Consider the following 22,696-nt stretch of genomic DNA (forward strand, 5'->3'; position numbering starts at 1 on the left):
GCGCGCCCGCCATTGTTTAGCACACCTTCAAAGCACATGCGGATTACCCGGATTTATCCGTGGCGACGCGGCGCCTACAGTGCCCGCACCCCACCTGGAGACCGCTGCGATGGCACTCGATCACTACCGCCTGCTCGGCCGTTCCGGCCTGCGCGTCAGCCCGCTGTGCCTGGGCACCATGACCTTCGGTGCCGACTGGGGATGGGGCGCGGACGAAGCCGAGGCACGCCGGCTGTTCGACCTGTATGTCGATGCCGGCGGCAACTTCCTCGACACCGCCAACATCTACACCAACGGCAGCGCCGAGACCCTGCTCGGGCGCTTCGTCGCCGGCCGCCGCGACCGCCTGGTGATCGCCAGCAAGTTCGCGCTCAATCCCTTCCCCGGCGACCCCAACGGCGGTGGCAACCACCGCAAGGCGCTGCTGCGCTCGGTCGACGCCAGCCTGGCGCGGCTGGGCACCGATTATCTGGATGTGCTGTACCTGCACGCCTGGGACGGCACCACCGGCATCGACGAAGTCATGCGCGGTTTCGACGACCTGGTGCGCGCCGGCAAGATCCTCTACGCCGGCATCTCCGACACGCCGGCCTGGCAGGTGGCGCGCATGCAGACCCTGGCCGACCTGCGCGGCTGGACGCCGTTCGTCGCCCTGCAGATCGAATACTCGCTGGCGCAGCGCACGGTCGAGCGCGAGCTGGTGCCGATGGCCGAGGCGCTGGGCATGTCGGTGCTGGCCTGGTCGCCGCTGGCGATGGGCGTGCTCACCGGCAAGTACGGTGCCGCCGATCTGGCGCGGGTGCGCGCGGCCGCCTCCGGCGGCGCGCAGGTCGATGGCGTGGGCCGCGCCGAGGTCGCGCATTCGCAACGCACCTTCAACGAGCATGCGCTGGCGGTGGCCGAGACGGTGGTGGCGCTGGCCGCCGAATTGCGGCGCTCGCCGGCGCAGGTGGCGCTGGCCTGGCTGCTGGCACGCGGGGCGATGCCGATCGTCGGCGCACGCAGCGTGGCGCAACTGCAGGACAACCTGGGCGCGCTGACCCTGCACCTGGATGCCGAAGCGCTGCAGCGGCTGGATGCCGCCAGCGCGATCGAACTGGGCTTCCCGCACGACTTCCTGGCCTCGCCGAATCCGCAGGCCTTGCTCAGCGGCGGCACCCGCATCCAGCCGCGCTGAGCGCGGCGACCCTCCCCCTCGCGCACGAGCACCGTCGCATGGCATCCACCACGACCACATTGCCGAGCAACATGACCCTGGCCGAGGCCGAAGCGGCCGGCATCGCGCAGATCGCCGCGCTGATGGGTCCGCAGCAGGGCGCGGCGATCCGCGCCCTGGCCGACGACGCGGACACCGCGCTGAGCGGCCGCGGCGCCGCCATCGCCTTCGCCGAGATCTACCGCGCCGACAGCGCGCTGGACCTGAAGACCCGCGAACTGGTCACGGTGGCGGTACTGGCCAGCCTCGGCCATGCGGAACCGCAGTTGCGCCTGCACCTGCGCGCCGCGCAGGCGGCAGGCGCCAGCCGTGCGGAGATCTTCGCCGTGCTCGACCAGTTGTACGCCTACGTCGGCTTCCCCACCGCGCTCAACGCCCTGGCCGTCGCCCGCGACACGCTGGGCCCGTCCTCACCCTGAGCGAACCGCCCGGCGGCCACGCTTTCCCTCCCCTCCCCCTCAGGAGCATCCTCCATGCAAACCCGCACCCTCGGCCGCAACGGCCCCCGCGTCTCCGCCCTCGGCCTCGGCTGCATGGGCATGAGCGCGTTCTACGGCGGCCGCAGCGACGACGCCGCCTCGATCGCGGTCATCCATGCCGCGATCGAGCACGGCGTCAGCCTCATCGACACCGCCGACATGTACGGCCCGCACACCAACGAAGTGCTGGTCGGCAAGGCGCTGGCCGGGCGCCGCGACCAGGTCGTGCTGGCGACCAAGTTCGGCATCAAGCTCGACCCCAACGACCCGGCCGCGCGCGGCATCGACGGCCGCCCGGAATACGTGCAGTCAGCCTGCGAGGCCAGCCTGCGCCGACTCGGCGTGGACCACATCGACCTGTACTACCAGCACCGGGTGGATCCGAACGTGCCGATCGAGGACACGGTCGGGGCGATGGCGCGGCTGGTGGAACAGGGCAAGGTGCGTTTCCTCGGCCTGTCCGAGGCCGCCGCCGCCACCATCCGCCGCGCGCACGCGGTGCACCCGATCACCGCGCTGCAGAGCGAGTATTCGCTGTGGTCGCGCGATCCGGAACACGACGGCGTGCTGGACACGGTGCGCGAGCTGGGCATCGGCTTCGTGCCGTACTCGCCGCTGGGCCGCGGCTTCCTGACCGGCGCGATCCGTTCGCCGGAGGACTTCGAGGCCGACGACTACCGGCGCCATTCGCCGCGCTTCCAGGGCGAGAACTTCGACCGCAACCTGCAACTGGTGGAGCGGGTACGCGAACTGGCGCAGGCCAAGGGCGTGACCCCGGGCCAGTTGGCGCTGGCCTGGGTGCTGGCGCAGGGCGAGGACCTGGTGCCGATCCCGGGCACCAAGCGCCTAGCCTACCTGGAGGAAAACCTGGGCGCGCTGCAGGTGAAGCTGAGCGCCGAGGAGCTGGCGCAGATCGAGGCGATCTTCCCCGCCGATGCCGCCGCCGGCCATCGCTACCCCGCCGCCTCGCGCGGCGCGCTGCAGGGCTGAACCGCGCCCCCGGCCGCGGCGCGGGTCGATTGCCCGCGCCGCGCCGGCCCCGCATGATGCGGGGGTGATCTCCTTCATCGTCCCCGCGCACGACGAAGCCGCCCTGATCGGCGACACGCTGGCCTCGCTGCATGTCGCCGCCCAGGCGCTGCGGCTGGACTGCGAGACGCTGGTGGTCGCCGATGCCTGCCGCGACGCTACCGCCGAGATCGCGCGCCGGCACGGCGCGCAGGTGCTGGAGGTGGAACTGCGGCACATCGCCGCCGTGCGCAATGCCGGCGCCGCCGCCAGCCACGGCCGCCATCTGCTGTTCGTCGATGCCGACACCCGGGTCAACACTCCGCTGCTGGCCGCGGCGCTGCGCGCGCTCGGCACCGGTGCGGTCGGCGGCGGCGCGCAGGTGCGCCTGCTCGGCGACATCGCCTGGCACGAACGCCTGGCCCAGGCGCTGTTCGGCTGGCTGTTCCGCTGCACCGGCATCGCCCCCGGCTGCTTCCTGTTCTGCACGCGCAGTGCCTTCGTCGCCGCCGGCGGCTTCGACGAGCGCTACTACGCGGGCGAAGACGTGGCGCTGAGCCGCGCACTGGCGCGGCAGGGACGCTTCGTGATCCTGCGCGAGCCGGTGCACACCTCCGACCGCAAGCTGCGCAGCTTCAGCAAGCGCGAGCACCTGGGACTGCTGCTGCAGTTGCTGCGCCGCGGCCGCAGCCTGCTGCGCTCGCGCGACGGCCTCGGCTTCTGGTACGGGCAGCGCCGCGGCCGTTAGGACGCGCTGCCCATTTCCGCACAGGTTGGGTTGGGTCGGCAACGCGGTTGCGGCCGACGCGGACGACTTCCTACTCTCTGCAAATGCGCGAGAACAGCAACCTGGACATCAGGAACGCGGCGATGGCGGACCGGCAGGCGATCGTGGCGCTGATGGCGGCGCTGGACTATGCCGGAACCGAGGATTTCATCGAGGCCCGCCTGGCGCAGCTCCTGGCGCATCCGGACGCGGCCTTGCTGGTGGCCGCCGCAGGGGACGACGTCCTGGGTGTGTTGTCGCTGCACTTTCTGCCGCAGCTGGCATTGGCCGGCGACATCTGCCGCATCAGCTATTTCTGCGTCGACGATCGTGCGCGCGGCGCCGGGGTGGGACAGCGTTTGCTGGCAGAGGGCGAGGCGCTGGCGCGGCAGCGCGGCTGCGACCGTCTGGAGGTGCACTGCCACAGCCGGCGGGAACGGGCGCACGCCTTCTATCGGCGGGAAGGCTTTGTCGAAGCGCCCAAGTATTTCGCCAGGTCGCTGCGCGACTGAGCACTGTCTGAGGTTGCCAGCCGCAGACAGCGGCGCGATCTTCGCAAGGGCGGTTGCCGGCGCCGCGGCGCTGGCAGTACGCTGCGCGCCCCTTGTGCGAGCTTTACGGATGAGCGTCCACACCAGCAGGCCCATCGCGGTGCGCATCCTCGGCACGGGCGAGTATCTGCCCGTGCAGCAGGTGCCGGCGGAGACCTTCGACCGGCGCTGGGACAAGCCCGCCGGCTGGACCCTGCGGCATACCGGAGTCGCCACGCGGCATTATGCGGGCGCCGACGAGCCGGCCACCTTCATGGGCGAACGCGCCGCGCATGCGGCGCTGCAGGCGGCGCAGTTGCAGGCGCACGAGCTCGATTGCGTGATCAGCGCCTGCAGCCTGATGGAACAGGCGATCCCGTGCAGCGCCGCGCTGCTGCATGCACGGCTGGGCCTGCAGGCCAGCGGCATTCCGGCCTTCGACATCAACGCCACCTGCCTGAGCTTCATCGCCGCGCTCGACCTGGCCGCCTGCGCGATCGCCGCCGGCCGCTACCGCCGCGTGCTGATCGTCGCCAGCGAGATCGCCAGCGTCGGCCTCAACCCGGACGATGCGGACACCGCGCCGCTGTTCGGCGACGGCGCCGCCGCGGTGGTCGTCGGCGCCGACAGCGGCGACAGCGGTTCGCAATTGCTGGCGGCGCGGCTGGAAACCTACTCCGAAGGCATCGACCACTGCCGCGTGCGCGCCGGCGGCACCCGTCTGCGCCTGGACCACGGCGTCGAGGCGCTGCGCGCCGGTTCGCAATTCGAAATGAACGGCCGCGCCACCTATCGCCTCGCCGCGGCGAAGTTGCCCGGCTTCCTGCAGCGGCTGCTGACGCAGGCCGGGGTCGAGTTGACGCAGTTGCAGCGGATCGTGCCGCACCAGGCCAGCGCCAAGGCGCTGCGTCACCTGCGCATCGCGCTGGGGCTGGCGCCGGATGCGCTGATCGAGGTGATCGGCCATCGCGGCAACCAGATGGCGGCCTCCATCCCGGGTGCGCTGCACCAGGCGATCCACAGCGGCCGCATCGTCCGCGGCGACCTGATCGGCCTGGTCGGCTCCGGCGCCGGGCTGGCGTTCGGCGGCGCGGTGTTGCGCTACTGACATGGCACGCGTCCTGGTCACCGGCGCGTCCGGCTTCATCGGCGCCTACATCGTGCGCGCCCTGGCCGACGCCGGCGTAGCGGTGCGCGCCAGCGGCCGCGACGCCGCCAAACTGGCGGCCTTCGCCGGCGATCCGCGCATCGAAATCGTGCCCGCCGAGCTGTGTCGCGACGACCTGGCGCCGTTGCTGCATGGCTGCGATGCGGTGATCCACTGCGCTGCGTTGTCGGCACCGTGGGCCAGCGCCGACACCTTCCGCCTGGCCAACGTGGTCGCCACCGAACGCCTGCTCGCCGCCGCGCTGGCCGCGCGCGTGCGCCGCTTCGTGCACTTCAGTTCGCCGAGCATCTACTTCCGCTTCGCCGATCAATACCAGATCACCGAAGACTTCACCCCGCCGGCGCGCTGGATCGGCGGCTATCCGCAGACCAAGTGGGAAGCCGAGGAAAAGGTGCGCGCCGCCGCCGCGGCCGGACTGCCGGCGGTGGTGCTGCGCCCGCGCGCGGTGTTCGGCCATGGCGACAACGCGATCGTGCCGCGCCTGCTGGCGGTGGCGCAGCGCGGCTGGTTCCCGCTGGTCAATGGCGGCCGCGCGATGATCGATGTGTGCTGCGTGGAGAACGCGGTGGCCGCGGCGCTGGCTGCGCTGCGCGCCGAGCACATCGGCGATGGTCGCGCCTACAACATCAGCAACGGCGTGCCGATCGCGGTGCGCGACCTGCTGACCGAACTGTTCGCGGTGCTGCGCCTGCGCGTGCGGCTGCTGTCGGTGCCGCGCGGACCGGCGCTGGCACTGGCCACGCTCGGCGAGCAGATCGCGCTGCGCCGTCGCGGGCAGCCGGAGCCGCGGCTCAGCCGCTACGGCATCGGCGTGCTCGGCTATTCGCAGACGCTGGACATCGGCCGCGCGCGCCGCGAACTCGGCTATGCGCCGGTGCTGTCGACCGAGGCCGGACTGGCCGCGCTGGGGCGGCCATGAGCGCCCCCCGGCTGCGCTGGCGGCTGTACGAGTCCGGCCACTGCACGCACCCCGAACGCGCCACGCGCCGCGGCGCGCCGCTGGCGCCGTGCCCGTTCCCGGCGCTGGCGGCGCTGCTGCAGCACCCGCAGCAGGGCGACCTGTTGTTCGACACCGGCTACGCCCGCCACTTCTTCGACGCCACCGCGCGCTTTCCCGAACGCCTGTACCGCTGGCTGACTCCCGTGCAATTGGCACCCGGGCAATCGCTGCGCGAACAACTCGCCCGCGACGGCGTGGAACCGGACCGCATCGGCTGGATCGTGCTGTCGCACTTCCATGGCGACCACGTCGGCGGTGTCGCCGATTTTCCGCAGGCGCGCCTGGCCTGCGCGCAGCAGGCCTGGGACGACCTGCAGCGCCGCGGCCGGCTGGCCGCGCTGCGCGAAGGTTTCCTGCCGGCCCTGCTGCACGGCGCGCGCCCGCGCATGCACTGGATCGAGGCGCTGCCCGCGGCGCTGCCGCCCGCCGCACTGCGCGACTTCGGCACGCCGCGCGATCTGTTCGGCGACGCCAGCGTGCTGCTGGTGCCGCTGCCCGGGCATGCGCCCGGCCACTACGGCCTGTGGTTCGAGGACGCGCACGGCCCGGTGTTCCTGATCGCCGACGCGGCCTGGTCCAGCGCCGCGCTCGCCGACGGCACGCCACCGCCGGCCCTGGTCACCCGCCTGCTCGGCGAGCATCGCGTGTATCGCGACACCCTGGCGCGGCTGCATGCGCTGCGCCAGGCCGAGCCGGGCCTGCGGCTGGTGCCCTCGCATTGTCGGCAATGGCGGCCGGCGCCGGCGGAGCACGCGCATGGCTGAGGCCCCCGGCGTGCTGATCACCGGCGCACGCGCGCCGGTCGCGCTGGACCTGGCGCGCCGTTTCGCCGCGCAGGGGTGGCGGGTGCACCTGGCCGACAGCGTCGCCAGCCGCATCTCCGGCTGGTCGCGCGCGGTGGCCGCGCATCACCGCGTCGCGCCCGCACGCGATGCGCCGCGCGCCTGGCTGGCCGATCTCAACGGCGTGCTCGCCCGCCAGCGCATCGACGTGCTGGTGCCGACCTGCGAGGAAGTGTTCTACCTGGCCCGCTACCGCCGCGCGCTGCCGGCGCAGTTGCACCTGCCGCTGCACGACTTCGACACGCTGCGCACGCTGCACAGCAAGTACGCCTTCATGGAACTGGCGCGCGGCCTGGACAGCACCATCGACGTGCCCGCCAGCGTGCGCGTGCGCAACCTGGCGCAGGCGCGCGAATGGGCCGGCAACGCGCCGCTGGTGTTGAAACCGGAATTCTCGCGCTTCGGCGTACATGTCCGGCTCTATCCGGAGGGTGTGACCGCCGACGCCACGCCGCTGCCCACGCAGGGCGACTGGGTCGCGCAGCACTACTGCGCCGGCGAGGAGCGCTGCTCGTATGCGCTGGCGCGCGACGGCGTGCTGCTGGCGCATGCGGTGTACCGCCCGCGCTACCGCCTGCGGCGCAGTTCCAGCTACTACTTCGATGCCGCACCGGATCCGCGGATCGAGCGCTTCACCGCGCAACTGGTGCGGGCGCTGCGCTTCACTGGGCAAATTTCCTTCGACTGGATGGTCTCCGCGCAAGGGCGCTGCAGCGTGATCGAATGCAATCCGCGCGCGACCAGCGGCCTGCACCTGTTCGCCGCGACCGATCCGCTGGTGGCCTTGCTGAGCGGCGACGCGGGCGAAGCGCAGGCGCCGCTGCGCCCGGCCGACGACCGCGCGGCGATGCTGGGCATGCTGATGCTGGGCGTGGCGCTGCCGGCGGCACTGGGCCAGGGCCGGCTGCGGCAGTGGCGCCATGATTACGCACGCGCCGAGGACGTCCTGGCGCCGCGCGGCGACCGCTGGCCATTGGCCGGCACGCTGTGCGACCTGGGCAGCCATGCGCGGTTGGCGCTGGCGCAGCGCTGCAGCGTGCGCGAGGCCGCCACCCGCGATACCGAATGGGACGGCGAGGCGCTGCCGCCGCCATGAGCGCCGACAGCGCCGACGCGGCGGCCGCCGACTACGCCGCGCAGCTGCAGCGTTTCGCCGCGCTGCATGCCGGCGGCGAGGCGCAGCAGCTGGCCGACAACGCGCACGCGCGCATCGAGGTGCTGCAGGCCGGCGCACTGGCACTGCCGGTGACGGTCGGCGAACGCCACCCGGGCAACGCCTGGGTGTGCTCGCCGCACACCACCTATGCCGACTACGCCGCCGAGGAAGCCGCGCGGCTGTTGCCGGGCGCGTTGGCCGCGCCGGTACGCGGCCTGTGCGGCGGCATCGGTGCCTGGCTGGACTGGGCACGGATCGACCGTGCGGTCACCCTCAACAACTGGCTGCTGTCCACCAACCTGTACCCGCCGCTGCCGCCGAGCGGCTTGCGCACGCTGCTGGATGCCGCACGCACGCGCTGGCCCGACCACGCGCTGTGGTTCCGCTCGCTCAACGCGGTGGACACGCCGCAGTGGCTGCACGCGCTGCAGGCCGAAGGCTTCACCCTGATCGCCAGCCGCCAGGTGTATCTGTACGAGGACTGGCCGCAACTGCTGCGCCATCGCGACCTGGCCCGCGACCTCAAGCTGGTCGAGCGCCGCGACCTGCAGCGCTGCGGCAACGACGCCATCGGCGAGGCCGACTATCCGCGCATCGCCGCGCTGTATGCGCAGCTGTATCTGGAGAAATATTCGCACTGCAATCCGGCCTACCACGCCGGCTTCCTGCGTGCCTGGCACCGCGCCGGGCTGCTGCGCTTCGACGGCTTCCGCGACGGCGACGGGCAACTGGTCTGCATCACCGGCCTGTTCGGCATCGGCGGCACCGTCACCGCCCCGATCGTCGGCTACGACCTGCACCTGCCGCAGCGGCTGGCGCTGTACCGCACCCTTACCGCCTGCGGGATCGACCATGCGCGACGGTATGGCCAGCGCCTCAACCAGAGCGCCGGCGCGGCCAGCTTCAAGCGCCAGCGCGGCGGCATGCCGGTCATCGAGTACAGCGCGGTCGATGCGCGCCACCTGCCGCTGCGGCGACGCCAGCCGATCGCCGCGCTCGGCGCCCTGACCCGGCGCATCGGTGTCCCGCTGATGCGCAAGTACCGGCTGTGAGGCCAGGCAGCGCCACGCCCGAAGGCGGACCGTAATCGTTTTCAACGTCGATCGCGCATGCCGCGTCGGCTGTCCGACGCTGGCACTGGCATATACTTTGCTGCATCTGCGACACCTCATCGCCGCTGCGGCCCGGAACATCTGTGGAATGGATTGCGCATCTGGCCCATGCCGGCACCTTGCTGATCGTCAACGCATTGCTCGCGGCGGTGTCCTCGGCGATGTTCCTGGCGCTGTACGTCACCGGCCGCAAGGAACGGCACGCGCGCAGCCTGTTGCTGCTGACGCTGAGCTACGGCGTGTTCACCCTGGGCTTCGGCACCCTGCTGGCGCCGGCCTGGCACTACATGGAAGTCTGGGTCGCGCCCGCCGGCAACGTCACCCTCGACGTGGCCACCGCGCTGACACTGGTGGCGGTAAACGCCTACCTGCGACGCCCGCTGCTGCAGTGGACATTGCTGGTCCCGATCGCGCTGCTCTGCGCGCTGGAACTCTACAGCCTGCACTACACAGGCCTCGATCACCGCATCATGGTGATCTTCGGCGGCCTGGTGCGCGGCATGCTGACCCTGGCCACCGCGGTGGCGTTGTGGCGCCACGCCGACAGCACCGTACGCACGCCGGCGCGCTTCACGGCCGTCTTCCATTTCCTGTGGGCCGGCATGGTCGGGCTGCGGGTGGTCTGGTGGGCCGTCCATCCCGACGTCGATACCAGCTACGACCCGACCACCAACTTCGGCCTGCTCTCGCGCATCGTGCTGACCGCCAGCATCACCCCCGGCTTCCTGTGGATGCTGACCCGCGAAATGAACGCGGAACTGCGGCGGCACGCCTCGCAGGATCCGCTCACCGGGGTGACCAACCGCCGGGTGATGTGGGAGCGCGGCGAGGCGGCGACCCTCGATGCCGCACGCAAGCGGGCGTCGATCGCGGTGCTGATGATCGACGTGGACCATTTCAAGGCGATCAACGACCGCTTCGGCCATGCGGTCGGCGACCAGGTGCTGGTCGCCATCGCGCAGACCCTGACGCAGCACATCCGCATGCCGGACCTGCTGGCGCGCATCGGCGGCGAGGAGTTCATGGTGCTGATTCCGCAGGGCGACGAGGCGTCGGTGCGCGATCTCGCCGAGCGCCTGCGGCGGCGCATCGAGCAGCAACAGATCGATGCCGCGCCGGAGGCGCCGCTGGTGTGCACGGTGAGCATCGGCTACTGCCTGTCGCCCGGGGCGCAGGCGTCCTGGCAGACCCTGGTGCTGGCCGCCGACCAGGCGCTGTACGCGGCCAAGCGCGCCGGCCGCAACCGGGTCGCCGGCACCACCATCGCATGAACGCGCGCGGCGCGCGGCACACCATGCGCGTGGCACGGGCGGCATGAGCGCCTGGCATCCGTCCCTGTACCGGCAGTGGTTCGCCGTCGCGCCCGCCACGGCGTTGCGGCGCCAGCCGCTGGCGGTGTCGGTGATGGACCGGCATGCGGCGATCGCGCGTTGTGCCGACGACAGCCTGCTGGCGCTGGAGGATCGCTGCCCGCACCGGCACGCCCCGCTGTCGGCCGGCTGCGTCACCGGCGACGGCCTGTCCTGCCCCTATCACGGCTGGCGCTTCGACCGCACCGGCGCGCTGCGCGAGATCCCCGGCCTGCCGCCCGGGCAGGCGCCGCCGGCGGTGCGGGTGCGCGCCTTCGCCGCGCGCGAGCACGACGGCCTGATCTGGCTGCGTCCCGATCCCGAGGGCGCGGACACACCGTCGCAGCTGGTGCAGGCGCTGCAGCCGTCGACGCGGCGCTTCCTGTGGCGCACGCGCTGGGAGGCGCACGTGGTCGATGCGCTGGAGAACTTCCTGGACCCGCTGCACACCCATCTGCTGCATCCGGGGCTGGTGCGGCGTGGCGGCGCGCGCACCGCCATGCGCGCCGAGCTGCGCCACACCGACGAAGGCTTCCACGTCGACTACCGCGGCGCCGCGGCGCAGAGCGGCTGGCTGTACCGGCTGTTCGAGTCGCCGCGCATCCTGGAGCGCGCGCATTTCGCCGGCCCCGGCAGCGCGCAGATCGAGTACCGCTACGCGCGCGGCGGCCGCGTGCGGATCAGCCTGCACTTCACCCCGCTCGACGCGCGCAGCACCGACGTCTTCGCCAGCCTGCACGTGGAGGGGCGCTGGGCGCCGGCGTGGGCGGTGCGGCTGCTGGTGTGGCCGCTGCTGCGCCGGGTCGGCGAACAGGACCGGCGCATGCTCGCGCTGCAGTCGCGCAACCTGCAGCGCTATCCGGGCGCGCGCGGCGCCTCCACCGCGCTGGACCTGGTGCGCGAACCGCTGCGGCGTTACTGGGACGGCGAGCCGCTGCCGGCAGCGGGCAGCGGCCACGACGTGGAACTCATGCTGTGACCGCGCCGAGCCGCTGCAGCACGTCTGCCAGCGGGGCCGGACGCCCGAGCAGATAGCCCTGCACGCCGCCGCAGCCGTGCGCGCGCAACCAGCGCAGCTGCGCCTCGGTTTCCACGCCCTCGGCGACCACGTCCAGCCCCAGGCAATGCCCCAGGGTCAGCAGCGCCTGGCAGATCGAGGCGTTGCGTGGATCGCGGTCCACCTCGGCGACGAAGCTGCGATCGATCTTCAGCGTGTCCAGCGGCAGGTCGCGCAGGTACGCCATGCTGGAGAAGCCGGTGCCGACGTCGTCCAGCGCCACGCGCACGCCCAGCGCGCGCAGTTGCCGCAGCACGTCGCCGGCCTGCTGTGGCTGCCGCATCAGGCTGCTCTCGGTGAGCTCCAACTGCAGGCCGTTGGCGGCCAGCCCGGCTTCGGCGCAGGCCTGCACCAGGTCGGCGACCAGGTCGCCGTCGAAGAACTGCAGCGCCGACACGTTCACCGCCACCGGCAGGTCCGGCCATCCGTGGTCGATCAGGGCGCGGCGCGCCCGCGCCGCCGCGCGCATCACCCAGCGCCCCAGCGGCAGGATCAGCCCGGTGTCCTCGCACAACTGGATGAACGCATCCGGCGCGATGAAACCGCCATCGCGCTGCGGCCAGCGGATCAGGGCTTCCAGTTCGCGCGGCGCGCCGCTGACCGCGTCCATGATCGGCTGGAAATACAGCTCGAACTCCTGGCGCTCGATCGCCTGCTGGATGCGCCCGGCCAGGCGCAGGCGTTCGCCGGTCCGCGCCGCCATGACGCGATCGAAGCGCACCAGGCTGCGGCCCTCTGCCTGTGCCGCATGCGCGGCCTGCGCGGCGCTGCCGATCGCCTCGTCGGCATCGGCGGCATCGTCCGGACACAGCGCCACGCCGATGTGCGCCTGCAGCTGCTGAGCGAATTCGCCGCCCTGCACCGGTGCGTACAGCGCCTCCTGCAGCGCCTGTAAGGCCAACGGCAGGGCCTGCGGGTCCAGGATCGCCAGTACGAAGTCCTGCGCCGGCTGGTGCGCGCTCAGCCCGAAGCGCTCGCCGAGCGCGCGGATGCGTTCGGCCACCGCGCTGCGCACCGCGTCGCCGGCGGCGCGGCCGAGGGTGTCGCCGATCAGGGCCAGGCCACGCACCTGCACATAGGCGATGGCGTAGCCGCCACGCTGCGCGCTCAGGGCTTCGGCCAGCGCCCGCGGCTTGAGCAGGCCGGTGCTGAATTCATGGCGCGCGAGATAGGCCAGCTCGCGTTCGTGGGCCAGGCGCTCGGTGACGTCCTCGGCCAGGATCAGCCGCGCCGGCACCCCGCCGAACTCCAGGTCGACGCTGTGGATGCACACCGACAGCAGGCTGCCGTCCTTGCGCCGATGCGTCCACACGCTTGGCGCGTCGAAGCCCTCGCGCGGTTTGCGCACGTCCTGCAGCAGCCGCGCCGCGTCCTCCGACGGGCGCAGATCGCGCAGGTCCATCGCCAGGAATTCCTCGCGGCTGTAGCCGTACTGGCGCACCGCGGCCTGGTTCACTTCCAGGAAGCGCAGGCTGTCCACGGAGAACACCCAGTACGGCAACGGATTGCGGTCGAACACCAGGCGGAACTGGCGCTCGGCATCGAGCAGCCGCGCCTGTGCCGCCACCCGGTCGCTGACATCCTGCACTGCGCCGGTCATGCACACGCCCTCGCGGGTGTGCACCAGCGCGCCGCGCGCAGCCAGCCAGCGCAGACGTCCATCGGGCAGGTGCATGCGGTAGACGGTGTTGTACTCCGCGCGGCCCTGCGCCGCGTCCTCGTACAACTGCGACACCCGTGCGCGATCCTCGTCGTGGATCCCCGCCAGGAACGCCTCGATGGGCAGTTGCATGCGCTGCAGGCCGAACATCGCGCCGGTCGGTTCGGACAGGCGCAGCACGCGCCGCGCGATGTCGACGCGCCAGGTGCCGATGCCGCCCATGCCGTGCGCCAGGCGCAGATCCTCGTCGCCACGCCGCAGGCGCTGCAGCAGGTGGCGCTGGCGACGCTCGGCGCGGCGCAGGCTGACCAGCAGATAGGCCAGGCCGAGCAGGTACAGCACGTACACCAGCACCGCCGCCGCGACGAACCACCACCAGCCGGACAGCGTCTCGCGCAGCCCCACCCCGGCCACCGCCAGCAACGGATACGCACTGCCGCCGCTCAGCGCCAGGATCCGCGGTGTCCCGTCGAAGACATCGCGGCGTACCCCCAGGGCGCCGCCGTGCGGCATCGGCTGCGCCAGCGCGATCGGCAGGCGTGGCTGGCCGGCCGCGAGCGGGCGGCTGGCGGCCAGCAGCATGCCCTGCGCGTCGGTCAGGGCGACGATACCGTCGCGCCCGCTGTCGGTGCCCTGCACGATGCGTTGCAACGCGGCCACCCGCCATTGCGCCTCGACCCAGCCATCGCTCCCCCACGGGACCGCCACGCGCACCACCGACGCGCCATCGGCCAGGCGCACTGGCGGACTCACGCAGACCCGGTCGCCGCAGCGCGCGCGCGGCATCCATGCGCGCAGTTGCGGATCGCCCGTGCCGCCGAAGCGGCGTTGGCCCTGCACATCCAGCAGGGCCACGTCGCGCAGTTCCGGGTGCCGCGCCTGCAGGCCGTGCAGCGAGGCGGCGATCAGCTCGGGCGCCCGCACCGGCGTCTCCGCCAGCAGCGCCTGCGCGCTCAGGCCCTCGCCATGCAGGGCCTGGCCGAGATTGTCCAGTTGCAACTGCAGCAGGCGGTCGCTGCCGGTGGCCAGGGCCAGGCTCTGCCGCTGCGCTGCGGCCAGGCGGTTGTGGCGGTCCTGCGCCAGCACCAGCACCAGGCCGGCGGCCAGCAGCACCGCCAGCGCCAGGCCCCAGGTCGCGATCGCCCGCAACGGCGCGCGCGTGACGCGCCGCAGGCTGTGCCGAAAGCGACGGTCACGCTTCCTGTCGGCGAGCGGGTTCGGCGGCATCGAGGGTCGGGAGTGCGGCGTAGATGCTGGATACAGCGGCCTGGGATCGGCGATCTTGACCGTCCGTGACGCGATACTGCGTTCAGCGATGCGGATAAATCATTCAGTCCGCTGCGGCCACTGCGCCAGTGCCTGTGTCGTCAGCCCCACCCGCCGGCACGCCCGCGCGGCGATGCCATCGTGCAGTGCCACCCGGAACAGTGGCGCCACCTGCTGCAGCAACCAGGCCGGCACGGTCGGGCCGGTGCGCTGCAGCCGTGCCTGCCGCAGCAGGGCGCTGGCCCATGGCGGCAGCAAGGCCGCGCCGGCGCCCAGGAACAGTTCGCGCGACAGCCCCGGCGCCGGCACCGGCAGACGCAGGCCGGACAGCACCGCCAGCACCTCGCGCGAGCGCGCATCCACCCGCAGCAGCGGCCGCTGCCGCGCGAAATAGTCCAGCACCGCCGCCTCGCTGGCCGGGACGTCGCGTGCGCCCAGCGCTTCGGCGACGCGCCGGCCTTCGTCGTAATAGCGGTCGGCGATCGCCGTCGGCACCGCGCGGCAGTAGCGGCGGTAGCCCTGCAGGAAACCGTAGGCCTCGGTCACGTGGACCCAGGTCAGCAGCGCCGGATCGTCGGCGGCGTAGGCGCGTCCGTCGGGCGTGTGGCCGCGCACCCGCGTGTGGATCGCACGCACACGGGCGATCTGGCGCTGCGCCGCGTCGGTGGGCGCGTAGCTGGTGGCGGCGACGAACTGGGTGGTGCGGCGCAGCCGCCCGACCAGATCCTCGCGGAAGTTGGAATGGTCGTAGACCCCGGCCAGCGCCAGCGGATGCAGGGTCTGCAGCAGCAGCGCACACAGCCCGCCCGCCAGCATCCCGGGAAACTCGGCATGGATGCGCCAGGTGACGCTGTCCGGACCGAACAGGCCCACATCGCCGAGCGGCTGGTCGTAGTCGATGGCGTCGCGCTCGCGCGGGAATGCGCCCAGCACCCAGCGGCGGATCTGCGCGGTGGCCGGAGCGGAGAGGGTGCGTAGCAGCGGGGGCATGCGCCGATGGTAGCGAAAGCGGCGCGAGCGCCGTGCGATGGCGTATGGCGCGCCGCGGCTGCGCGGCATGTGCGACCGCAGCATGCACTTTGCGGCCGCTGTGCTAGAAAGAAGCTGCCTCAAGATCGCCAACCGACGTTCCGCGTCCGTCACCGCATCTGCAAGGAGCCCGTCATGCTCGCTCTGTTCAAAGGCTTGGGATTGCTGCTCGAGGACAACGCGCTGCACCAGCGCTCGTTTCCCGAACAGGTCGCGCACTGGCAGCACAAGAGCGAGGCGCAGATCCGCGAAGAGGTCGCCTTGCTGGCCAAGGCCAAGCAGCAGTGGCTGGTGGCCTCGATCATCGGCTGGCAGGCGATCTCGCTGATCCTGCTCGGCGTGATCACCGCGCAGTTGTGGCAGCACGACTACCACCTGACCTTCTCGCGCATCGTCATCGTGGTCACCTCGTGGGTGGCGATCCTGTTCGTGATCTGGTTCATCGCCAATATGTTCGACCGCACCGCCGGCTTCGAGCGCTGGCTCACCGCGTTCAACAGCCGCGAACCGCTGTCGGCCGATGCCGACACCGTGGAATGCGTGGCCGACGCGTTGAACATGGCGCGCAAGTACCCGGAGATCCTCGCCTACAAGCGCGAGGTGGTGGCCAACCGCGAACTGCGCCACGAGGACATCCGGATCATGCGCGAGATGGGCCGCATCCGCCTGCATGCCGAACTGGTCGCCTCGCTGATCCAGTTCGAAGGCACCCCGCCCGGCGGCCAGCCCGGCGTGTTCCGCGTCGCCGGCTGAAGTCCGCCGCACACGCATCTCACGCGCGCCGTCTGCGACAGACGGCGCGCCGCCGATCCGACATCACGCGCGGGTGCGACACGGGCGCAACCCGCGCACCGTCGGTCTCGATCCGCGCGCCCGACGGCGTGTTCGCTCAAGTCCCCGCGATCGCCGCAAGGGCGCAACGCCACGGCGATGCCAGCCCCCAGTCAAACCGCACCCACCCGGCGCAGCCCGGCGTCGGCCGACCGCAATGGACACAGGGCATTCCCAACGCCCGTTTCGCGAAATATAATCATTCTCGATTAGAACTTTCGCCCCACGGTCTCGATGACACTGCATCCCCTTTCGTGCGCCTGCCTGCTGGGCATGGCGCTGTCCCTGCCTGCGCACGCCGCCACCGCCTCGGACGCCGACAGCGGCGCCGATGCCGCACAGGCGACCGCCCTGCCCACGGTGCAGGTGCGCGCCGATGCGCAGAGCGGCTTCCGCGCCACCGGACCGGTGCAGGCCGACAAGTCGGATGCGCCGCTGGCGCAGACGCCGTTCTCGATCACCGTGGTGCCGCGCGCGCTGCTGGACAGCCAGCAGGCGCGCACCCTGTCCGATGCCCTGCACAACGTCTCCGGGGTGGTCGCCAACACCTACGGCCGGCGCGGCTGGGACGACCTGATCATCCGCGGCCAGACCGCCTCCGACGCCTTGTTCGTCGACGGCCTGCGCACCGCCGACAGCAACCGTGTGGCCGAGCAGTTGTTCGGCGTGCAGCAGGTGGAGGTGCTGAAGGGCCCGGCCTCGCTGCTGTACGGGCAGGTGCTGCCCGGCGGCCTGGTCAACATGATCAGCAAGCGCCCCGGCGCCGAGCCGATGCGGCGGGTCGACCTGGGCGTGGGCAGCGACGGCCTGCGCCAGGGCAGCGTCGATCTCAACCAGCCGCTGGCGGCCGACGGCAAGGTCGCACTGCGCCTAAACGCGCTGGCGATGAACAGCGACGACCCGACCGACCACGTGTACTTCCGCAGCCGCTGGATCGCGCCGTCGCTGTCGCTGGACCTGGGCCCGCGCACCGACTTCGTGCTGCTGACCAGCTACCAGGAACGCGACTACATCCGCCAGCAGGGCCTGCCGTGGGAAGGCAGCGCCGAACCCAACCGCAACGGCAGGATCGACCGCGCGCTGTTCACCGGCGAACCCGGGCAGCGGCCGTACCACAGCCACCAGAGCCGGATCGGCTACGCGCTCGATCACCGCTTCGACAACGGCTGGAGCCTGCACCACGCCGCACGCTGGCAGAGCTTCGGCCTGGACGGCTTCCTGATCGCCAACAACGGCCTGGCCGCCAACCTGCGCACCCTGCGCCGTACCGCCACCCAGCAACAGTTCGACGGGCGCACCTGGGTGCAGGACACCTACCTGCAGGGCGGCTTCGCCACGGGCACCTGGCAGCACACCGTCACCGCCGGCCTGGACGCGTTCAAGACCTGGGAATGGAACGTGCAGTCGACCTGCCGCGTCGGCACTCTCGACGTGTACGCACCGGTCTACGGCAGCGCCGTGACCTGCCCGGCCCGCCCGACCCGCGACAACCTCAGCGTGGTGACCTCGGGCGGCCTGTACCTGCGCGACCGCATCCAGTTCGCGCCCGACTGGCAACTGCTGCTGGGCCTGCGCCACGATCGCAGCCGCAATCGCAGCGAGGACCGGCTGGCCGGCAGCGACACGCGCAACGACAACAGTGCCACGACGGGTTCGGCAGCGCTGATGTTCGACGCCGGTGGCGGGCTGCGCCCGTATGTCAGCGTCGCCACCTCGTTCTATCCCAACGTCGGCGTCGATGCGCAGGGCGCGCAGTTCGATCCCGAACGCGGCCGCCAGGTGGAACTGGGCCTCAAGATGGAAGTCGGCAGCGGCACCAGCCTGAGCATGGCGCTGTACGACCTGCGCCGGCGCAATGTGCTGCAGACCGATCCGTTCAACGACGGCTACAGCATCGCCGTGGGCGAACAGCGCAGCCGCGGCCTGGAGCTCAACGCCGCCGCCGACCTGGGCAACGGGTTGAGCCTGTTCGGCGGCTACGCCTACACCGATGCGGTGGTCACCGACGACGGTGGCCAGCGCGTCAGCAGCGTCGGCAGCCGCCTGAACAACGTGCCGCGGCACAGCGGGTCGCTGTGGCTGCAGTACACCGCCCACGGCGCGGCCGACGGCTGGAGCGTCAGCGGCGGCGCCCGCGCAGAAGGTGAGAAGACCGCCTACGGCCATCGCATTCCCGGCTACCTGGTGTTCGATGCCGGCCTGGGCTACCGCCAGGGCCATTGGCGCTACGCGCTGAACCTGAAGAACGCCTTCGACCGCGACTACTTCACCGGCGGCCTGCAGCGCGCCGTGGCCCTGGGCGATCCACGCACGCTGCTGTTCTCGGTGGGCGTGGATTACTGAGCGGGCGCGCGTCGTTGCGCACGACGCGACCCCGTTCGTGCCAGCGTGGTGCCGGATAGGGGGACAGCGTCCTGGGGGAGCGACGTCGGTCGCGACGCGGGATGCCATCCGGTAGTTGCGTTGCAGAGGCGTCGGGACTGAAGTCCCTCCCACAACGGCAGCGATCCGATTGCGACAGTCGGATGCAAGGGTGGATGCGGCGATGCGACGCGATGCGTCGGTCGACCTCGCATCCGGGTCGCGGCTGAAGCCGCTCCTACGGTGTCCAGTGTCGAATTGCAGCGAGGCGTGCTGTAGGAGCGGCTTCAGCCGCGACGCATGACCTCGTCCGACGGCTCTGCGGCAATGCCTCTCAACGGCTGCAGCCGCAACGCGCGACGTCCGACAGCTCCGCGGTAATGCCCGTGTGGGAGCGACTTCGGTCGCGACGCAAGACGCCATCCGGGAGTTCCATTGCAGACGCGTCGGGACTGAAGTCCCTCCCACAACAGCCGCGGCCATCGTGACATCGCTGGATGTGTCGGAAGATCGTATCGACCAGCCGTTCGCTATCGCTCCTCACTCCCGCCCGCAGGTCGAGGCCGTTGCATCCGACACCACGCACTGCCGGAAATCGCCCGGCAGCCCGGCGATCTCGCGGCGCTGGCCGACCGCCAGATCGAAGGCCTGCAGCACGCGCGGATTGCACGCAGTGCCATCGCCGCCGCTGGCCTGCGGCGATGCCGTGCAGGCCGCATAGACCTGGTAGTGGCAGCGCCCGCTGCGGCTGTCGATGCAGCGGAACGTGGCCAGACCACCGCGATACGTGGTGCGGCTGAAGAGCAGCGGCACGCCGCGTTCGCTGGCCTGCACCACCGTCTCGCGGTGGGCGCCCATCGACAGGTCGAGATCGGCATGTCCCTGGCAGCCGAACAGGCCGAGCAGGCACGACCACAGCACGGAGAGCAGACGCATGGTGGAGATTCCTTGTTCCAGTGCGAAGCGGGGGACTGCGCGGCTACATGCCGCGGAACAGGCTCATGTAGGGTTGGCTGACGGTCAGGACCTCGTCGCGGTGGCGCAGCTTCAGCCGGCCCTTGCCGGTGTCGTCGCGCACCACCGAGGCCACCGCCTTGAGGTTGACGATGGTGGAGCGGTGGATCTGCCGGAACGCCGCCGGATCGAGCACGTCCAGCAGCTCGCGCAAGGAGGTGCGCAGCACCGCCTCGCCATCGCGGGTGAGCACCGTGGTGTACTTGCTGTCGGCCTGGAAATACAGCACGTCGTCGAGCAGGATCAGCCGCGTCTCGCGGCCGCTGCTGGCGGTGACCCAGGCCAGCGGTGGCGGCGCCGACGGCGCGACCGGGCGCTGCTGCAGGCGCTGCAGCAGCGCGTCGAGCACCGCCGGATCCGGCCCCTGCGCCGCCCGTGCCTGCAGCCGCTGCACCGTGGCCTGCAGACGCTCGCGCACGATCGGCTTGAGCAGGTAGTCCACCGCGCCGTGCTCGAACGCATCGATGGCGTACTGGTCGTAGGCAGTGACGAACACCACCTGCGTGTGCGGGCTCAGTTCGCCCAGCGCACGCGCCACCTCGATGCCGCTCAGCCCGGGCATGCGGATGTCCAGGAACGCCACCTGCGGGCGCAGCTCGGCCAACCGCTCCAGCGCGCTGGCGCCGTCCTCGCACTCGGCGACGATGCGCAACTCCGGCCACACCTCGCCCAGCAGCGCAACCAGCGCATCGCGCAACAGGGTTTCGTCCTCGGCGACGATCGCGTCAGTCATGGTGCGCTCCCGTGTGCGTCGCCACCGGCGCCGGCAGTGGCGGCGGTGGCGGCGTCGTCCCCGCCGGCCACGGCAGGGTGATGGTGGCGGCCACGCCGCTGGGGAAGTTGGAGACGATGGCGAAGCTCGCCGCGCCGGCATAGGTGAGGCGCAAGCGCTCGCGCAGGTTCTTCAGGCCGATGCCGGTGCCGCTGGACTGGGTGTTGAAGCCCAGGCCGTCGTCGGCCACGGTCAGGGTGACGTGATCGTCGACCGCGCGCGCCAGGATCCAGATGGTGCCGCCACCGGGCTTGGGTTCCAGGCCGTGCTTGATCGCGTTCTCCACCAGCGTCTGCAGCATCATCGACGGCAGCGGCAGCGTCTTCATCGTCTCCGGCACCTGCACCTGCAGTTGCAGGCGTGCGCCCATGCGGATGCGCAGGATCTCCAGGTAGGCCTGGGTCCGCTCGAGCTCGTCGCCGAGCGAGCTCATCGCGTCCTCGGTGCTGGGCAGCGAGCGCCGCAGGTACTGGATCAGATAGCCCAGCATCAGGTCGGCGCGCGGCGGATCGGTCCGCGCCAGCACCTGTGCGCTGGCCAGCGTGTTGTAGAGGAAATGCGGCTCGACCTGCGCGTGCAACAGGTTCAGCCGCGCCACGGTCAGCTCCTGCTCGGTGGCGGCCTGTGTGGCGGCGGCCTGCTCGTCGCGGCGCAGCTCGGCCACGCGCCGCGCCAGCGCACGACCCAAGGCTTCGGCGTTCTCGTAGTTGCTGCCCTCGTCGACCGCGAACAGGTCGATCCAGGCGCTGGCATCCGGCTCCAGCAGCAGGGTCAGGCTGCTGGTGCCGGTGCCCGGGGTCACCGTCGCCACCACCTGGTTGCGCTTGACCGCGAAGCGCGCGGCCAGGTTCCAGCGCGACGGCGGGCGGCCGTTGTACGGATCGATGCGGCGCACCTTGGCGCGCACCTGCAGGCTGTCCAGCGTGCTTTCCACTTCCTCCACCCGCGGCAGTTCGCGCACCGCCGCATCCAGCAGCGCGAACGCCTCATGGGTGTCCAGCGGGATCTCGATCTGGCGCCGCTGGCGGCTGGCCAGGGTGCCCCAGTCCAGGCGCCCGGCGATCAGCCAGACCTTGCGCAGGTGGGTGATGCCGGCGATCAGCGCCGACAGCATCAACAGCATCGCCAACAGGCCGAACAGCCAGCCCGGCCCGGAATTCATGCCGTAGAACAACCCGGCCCAGACGAAGGCGGCGACAACCACCGCCACTGCCCAGGCGCACAACAGGCGAACGAGGAAGAACAGGCTGGCGAGCATGGCGGCCGGGGACTGGGAAGTTCCGGCGAGGATAGCCGCGGCGTCGCACGGCGCCAGCGGCGTGCGACGAAACCGCCGCTGGCGAGGATGGGACCGGGCCTTGGCAGGACGAAACCGCAGCCCAGCCGCACGCAGAGGCGGCGGCGCCATTCCAGGCGACAGCGCGCCCTACAGCCGGCTCACGCTGCGGATGCGGATCTCCGCGCTGTCCACGCCGTGGCGTTGCGCCGCCTGCGCGCGCAGGCGGCACAGCAACCGCTCCGGGTCCAGCGGCGCGGGCTCGGCCCAGGTGTGCGCCAGGGTGCCCCAGGCCACGCGCTGGCCGAAGCTGTAGGCCTCGTAGTCGGCCAGGTAGTGGCGCGCGCGCTCAGGTGCCGACGTGGACATCGCCTTCGTAGCCGTTGCAGCCCAGGTGTTCGAGCGCGATCGACAGTGCCAGCGCGTAGCCCTGCGCGCAGTAGCCGCCGACTTGGCCCAGACGCTGCCCCGACGCCGCACACAGGCAGGCTTCGCGGCGATCGCTGGCATCGTCGTGCACTTCCACGTAAGGCCGGCGCAGGTGCGCCACCGCGTCGGCGGTGATGGCGCTGTCCGAGCACGCGCCCGGATCCAGCAACAGCATCTCCACCCCGGCCTGGTCGGCCTGGGCCAGCGCCTGCAGCAGTTCGCGCTCGCTGGCGCAGCCGCGCACCGCCAGGGTCTTGCCGGCGCGGCCGGCATGGGCGAGCAATTGCCGCATCACCGGCGGGGCGATGCGGGCCGGGCGGCCGCGATGGCCGGCCACGCAGTCCGGGCCACGGAGCAACAGGATCGACATGGCGG

General features: G+C 71.6%; 21 protein-coding genes. 14 read left to right on the forward strand and 7 right to left on the reverse strand.

Going from position 1 to position 22,696, the window contains the following annotated elements:
- Positions 1-109 precede the first annotated feature (109 nt).
- From AC1PMG_RS19085 to AC1PMG_RS19140, 12 genes are all read left to right on the forward strand, one after another.
- The gene (locus tag AC1PMG_RS19085; RefSeq protein WP_481109883.1) at positions 110-1,177 is read left to right on the forward strand and encodes an aldo/keto reductase; all 1,068 of its coding nucleotides are present in this window, start codon (positions 110-112) and stop codon (positions 1,175-1,177) included.
- 38 nt (positions 1,178-1,215) lie between these two features.
- Positions 1,216-1,635, forward strand: coding sequence for a carboxymuconolactone decarboxylase family protein (locus tag AC1PMG_RS19090; protein WP_481109884.1), 420 nt, complete (start codon positions 1,216-1,218; stop codon positions 1,633-1,635).
- A gap of 54 nt (positions 1,636-1,689) precedes the next feature.
- The gene (locus AC1PMG_RS19095) at positions 1,690-2,685 is read left to right on the forward strand and encodes an aldo/keto reductase (RefSeq protein WP_150411032.1); all 996 of its coding nucleotides are present in this window, start codon (positions 1,690-1,692) and stop codon (positions 2,683-2,685) included.
- 64 nt (positions 2,686-2,749) lie between these two features.
- A complete protein-coding gene (locus tag AC1PMG_RS19100) occupies positions 2,750-3,451 on the forward strand; it encodes a glycosyltransferase (protein ID WP_481109885.1) in 702 nt (233 codons plus the stop codon).
- An 83-nt stretch (positions 3,452-3,534) separates the two neighbouring features.
- Positions 3,535-3,981 (forward strand): N-acetyltransferase family protein, encoded by a 447-nt coding sequence (locus AC1PMG_RS19105; protein ID WP_481109886.1) that lies wholly within the window; start codon positions 3,535-3,537, stop codon positions 3,979-3,981.
- A 109-nt stretch (positions 3,982-4,090) separates the two neighbouring features.
- Entirely contained in the window at positions 4,091-5,107 is a 1,017-nt protein-coding gene (locus AC1PMG_RS19110) for a 3-oxoacyl-[acyl-carrier-protein] synthase III C-terminal domain-containing protein (RefSeq protein WP_481109887.1), read from the forward strand.
- Position 5,108: 1 nt separating this feature from the next.
- A complete protein-coding gene (locus tag AC1PMG_RS19115; RefSeq protein WP_481109888.1) occupies positions 5,109-6,086 on the forward strand; it encodes an NAD-dependent epimerase/dehydratase family protein in 978 nt (325 codons plus the stop codon).
- Positions 6,083-6,931 (forward strand): MBL fold metallo-hydrolase, encoded by an 849-nt coding sequence (locus AC1PMG_RS19120; RefSeq protein ID WP_481109889.1) that lies wholly within the window; start codon positions 6,083-6,085, stop codon positions 6,929-6,931. The genes AC1PMG_RS19115 and AC1PMG_RS19120 overlap by 4 nt, the downstream gene beginning before the upstream one ends.
- Positions 6,924-8,105 (forward strand): ATP-grasp domain-containing protein, encoded by a 1,182-nt coding sequence (locus AC1PMG_RS19125; protein WP_481109890.1) that lies wholly within the window; start codon positions 6,924-6,926, stop codon positions 8,103-8,105. The genes AC1PMG_RS19120 and AC1PMG_RS19125 overlap by 8 nt, the downstream gene beginning before the upstream one ends.
- Complete coding sequence (locus AC1PMG_RS19130) at positions 8,102-9,217, forward strand: hypothetical protein (RefSeq protein WP_481109891.1); 1,116 nt, start codon at positions 8,102-8,104, stop codon at positions 9,215-9,217. Before AC1PMG_RS19125 ends, AC1PMG_RS19130 begins: the two co-directional genes overlap by 4 nt.
- A 143-nt stretch (positions 9,218-9,360) precedes the next feature.
- Complete coding sequence (locus tag AC1PMG_RS19135) at positions 9,361-10,548, forward strand: GGDEF domain-containing protein (RefSeq protein WP_481109892.1); 1,188 nt, start codon at positions 9,361-9,363, stop codon at positions 10,546-10,548.
- A gap of 43 nt (positions 10,549-10,591) precedes the next feature.
- A complete protein-coding gene (locus tag AC1PMG_RS19140; RefSeq protein ID WP_481109893.1) occupies positions 10,592-11,605 on the forward strand; it encodes a Rieske 2Fe-2S domain-containing protein in 1,014 nt (337 codons plus the stop codon).
- Here the strand turns inward: AC1PMG_RS19140 and AC1PMG_RS19145 are convergent.
- A complete protein-coding gene (locus tag AC1PMG_RS19145) occupies positions 11,595-14,492 on the reverse strand; it encodes a bifunctional diguanylate cyclase/phosphodiesterase (protein ID WP_481109894.1) in 2,898 nt (965 codons plus the stop codon). The two genes, AC1PMG_RS19140 and AC1PMG_RS19145, sit on opposite strands and share 11 nt — an antisense overlap.
- Before the next feature lie 177 nt (positions 14,493-14,669).
- A complete protein-coding gene (locus AC1PMG_RS19150; protein WP_481109895.1) occupies positions 14,670-15,599 on the reverse strand; it encodes an oxygenase MpaB family protein in 930 nt (309 codons plus the stop codon).
- Positions 15,600-15,773: 174 nt separating this feature from the next.
- Here AC1PMG_RS19150 and AC1PMG_RS19155 point away from each other — a divergent pair, with 174 nt between their 5' ends.
- Positions 15,774-16,391: a hypothetical protein gene (locus AC1PMG_RS19155; RefSeq protein WP_026143828.1), complete on the forward strand. Its 618-nt coding sequence runs from the start codon at positions 15,774-15,776 to the stop codon at positions 16,389-16,391.
- 312 nt (positions 16,392-16,703) lie between these two features.
- Positions 16,704-18,812 (forward strand): TonB-dependent siderophore receptor, encoded by a 2,109-nt coding sequence (locus tag AC1PMG_RS19160; protein ID WP_481109896.1) that lies wholly within the window; start codon positions 16,704-16,706, stop codon positions 18,810-18,812.
- A gap of 558 nt (positions 18,813-19,370) precedes the next feature.
- On the opposite strand, the gene AC1PMG_RS19165 is transcribed toward AC1PMG_RS19160, so the two are convergent.
- The 5 genes from AC1PMG_RS19165 to AC1PMG_RS19185 all read right to left on the reverse strand — a co-directional run bounded on the left by AC1PMG_RS19165 (position 19,371) and on the right by AC1PMG_RS19185 (position 22,691).
- Positions 19,371-19,766 (reverse strand): hypothetical protein, encoded by a 396-nt coding sequence (locus AC1PMG_RS19165; protein ID WP_481109897.1) that lies wholly within the window; start codon positions 19,764-19,766, stop codon positions 19,371-19,373.
- A gap of 43 nt (positions 19,767-19,809) precedes the next feature.
- Entirely contained in the window at positions 19,810-20,577 is a 768-nt protein-coding gene (locus AC1PMG_RS19170) for a LytR/AlgR family response regulator transcription factor (protein WP_017908516.1), read from the reverse strand.
- Complete coding sequence (locus AC1PMG_RS19175) at positions 20,570-21,874, reverse strand: sensor histidine kinase (protein WP_017913866.1); 1,305 nt, start codon at positions 21,872-21,874, stop codon at positions 20,570-20,572. The genes AC1PMG_RS19170 and AC1PMG_RS19175 overlap by 8 nt, the downstream gene beginning before the upstream one ends.
- Positions 21,875-22,042: 168 nt before the next feature.
- Positions 22,043-22,261, reverse strand: a complete 219-nt coding sequence (locus tag AC1PMG_RS19180) for a hypothetical protein (protein ID WP_267087372.1) — start codon at positions 22,259-22,261, stop codon at positions 22,043-22,045.
- Positions 22,242-22,691, reverse strand: a complete 450-nt coding sequence (locus AC1PMG_RS19185) for a type II 3-dehydroquinate dehydratase (RefSeq protein WP_152182479.1) — start codon at positions 22,689-22,691, stop codon at positions 22,242-22,244. Before AC1PMG_RS19185 ends, AC1PMG_RS19180 begins: the two co-directional genes overlap by 20 nt.
- Positions 22,692-22,696 lie beyond the last annotated feature (5 nt).

It is taken from the genome of Xanthomonas sp. NCPPB 2250 (assembly GCF_056725265.1).

Coding starts and splice junctions, on each gene's coding strand:
- AC1PMG_RS19160 (WP_481109896.1), top strand. CDS start 16,704: ATGACACTGCATCCCCTTTCGTGCGCCTGCCTGCTGGGCATGGCGCTG.
- AC1PMG_RS19125 (WP_481109890.1), top strand. CDS start 6,924: ATGGCTGAGGCCCCCGGCGTGCTGATCACCGGCGCACGCGCGCCGGTC.
- AC1PMG_RS19150 (WP_481109895.1), bottom strand. CDS start 15,599: ATGCCCCCGCTGCTACGCACCCTCTCCGCTCCGGCCACCGCGCAGATC.
- AC1PMG_RS19110 (WP_481109887.1), top strand. CDS start 4,091: ATGAGCGTCCACACCAGCAGGCCCATCGCGGTGCGCATCCTCGGCACG.
- AC1PMG_RS19155 (WP_026143828.1), top strand. CDS start 15,774: ATGCTCGCTCTGTTCAAAGGCTTGGGATTGCTGCTCGAGGACAACGCG.
- AC1PMG_RS19130 (WP_481109891.1), top strand. CDS start 8,102: ATGAGCGCCGACAGCGCCGACGCGGCGGCCGCCGACTACGCCGCGCAG.
- AC1PMG_RS19095 (WP_150411032.1), top strand. CDS start 1,690: ATGCAAACCCGCACCCTCGGCCGCAACGGCCCCCGCGTCTCCGCCCTC.
- AC1PMG_RS19120 (WP_481109889.1), top strand. CDS start 6,083: ATGAGCGCCCCCCGGCTGCGCTGGCGGCTGTACGAGTCCGGCCACTGC.
- AC1PMG_RS19085 (WP_481109883.1), top strand. CDS start 110: ATGGCACTCGATCACTACCGCCTGCTCGGCCGTTCCGGCCTGCGCGTC.
- AC1PMG_RS19165 (WP_481109897.1), bottom strand. CDS start 19,766: ATGCGTCTGCTCTCCGTGCTGTGGTCGTGCCTGCTCGGCCTGTTCGGC.
- AC1PMG_RS19115 (WP_481109888.1), top strand. CDS start 5,109: ATGGCACGCGTCCTGGTCACCGGCGCGTCCGGCTTCATCGGCGCCTAC.
- AC1PMG_RS19180 (WP_267087372.1), bottom strand. CDS start 22,261: ATGTCCACGTCGGCACCTGAGCGCGCGCGCCACTACCTGGCCGACTAC.
- AC1PMG_RS19105 (WP_481109886.1), top strand. CDS start 3,535: ATGCGCGAGAACAGCAACCTGGACATCAGGAACGCGGCGATGGCGGAC.
- AC1PMG_RS19185 (WP_152182479.1), bottom strand. CDS start 22,691: ATGTCGATCCTGTTGCTCCGTGGCCCGGACTGCGTGGCCGGCCATCGC.
- AC1PMG_RS19090 (WP_481109884.1), top strand. CDS start 1,216: ATGGCATCCACCACGACCACATTGCCGAGCAACATGACCCTGGCCGAG.
- AC1PMG_RS19175 (WP_017913866.1), bottom strand. CDS start 21,874: ATGCTCGCCAGCCTGTTCTTCCTCGTTCGCCTGTTGTGCGCCTGGGCA.
- AC1PMG_RS19170 (WP_017908516.1), bottom strand. CDS start 20,577: ATGACTGACGCGATCGTCGCCGAGGACGAAACCCTGTTGCGCGATGCG.
- AC1PMG_RS19140 (WP_481109893.1), top strand. CDS start 10,592: ATGAGCGCCTGGCATCCGTCCCTGTACCGGCAGTGGTTCGCCGTCGCG.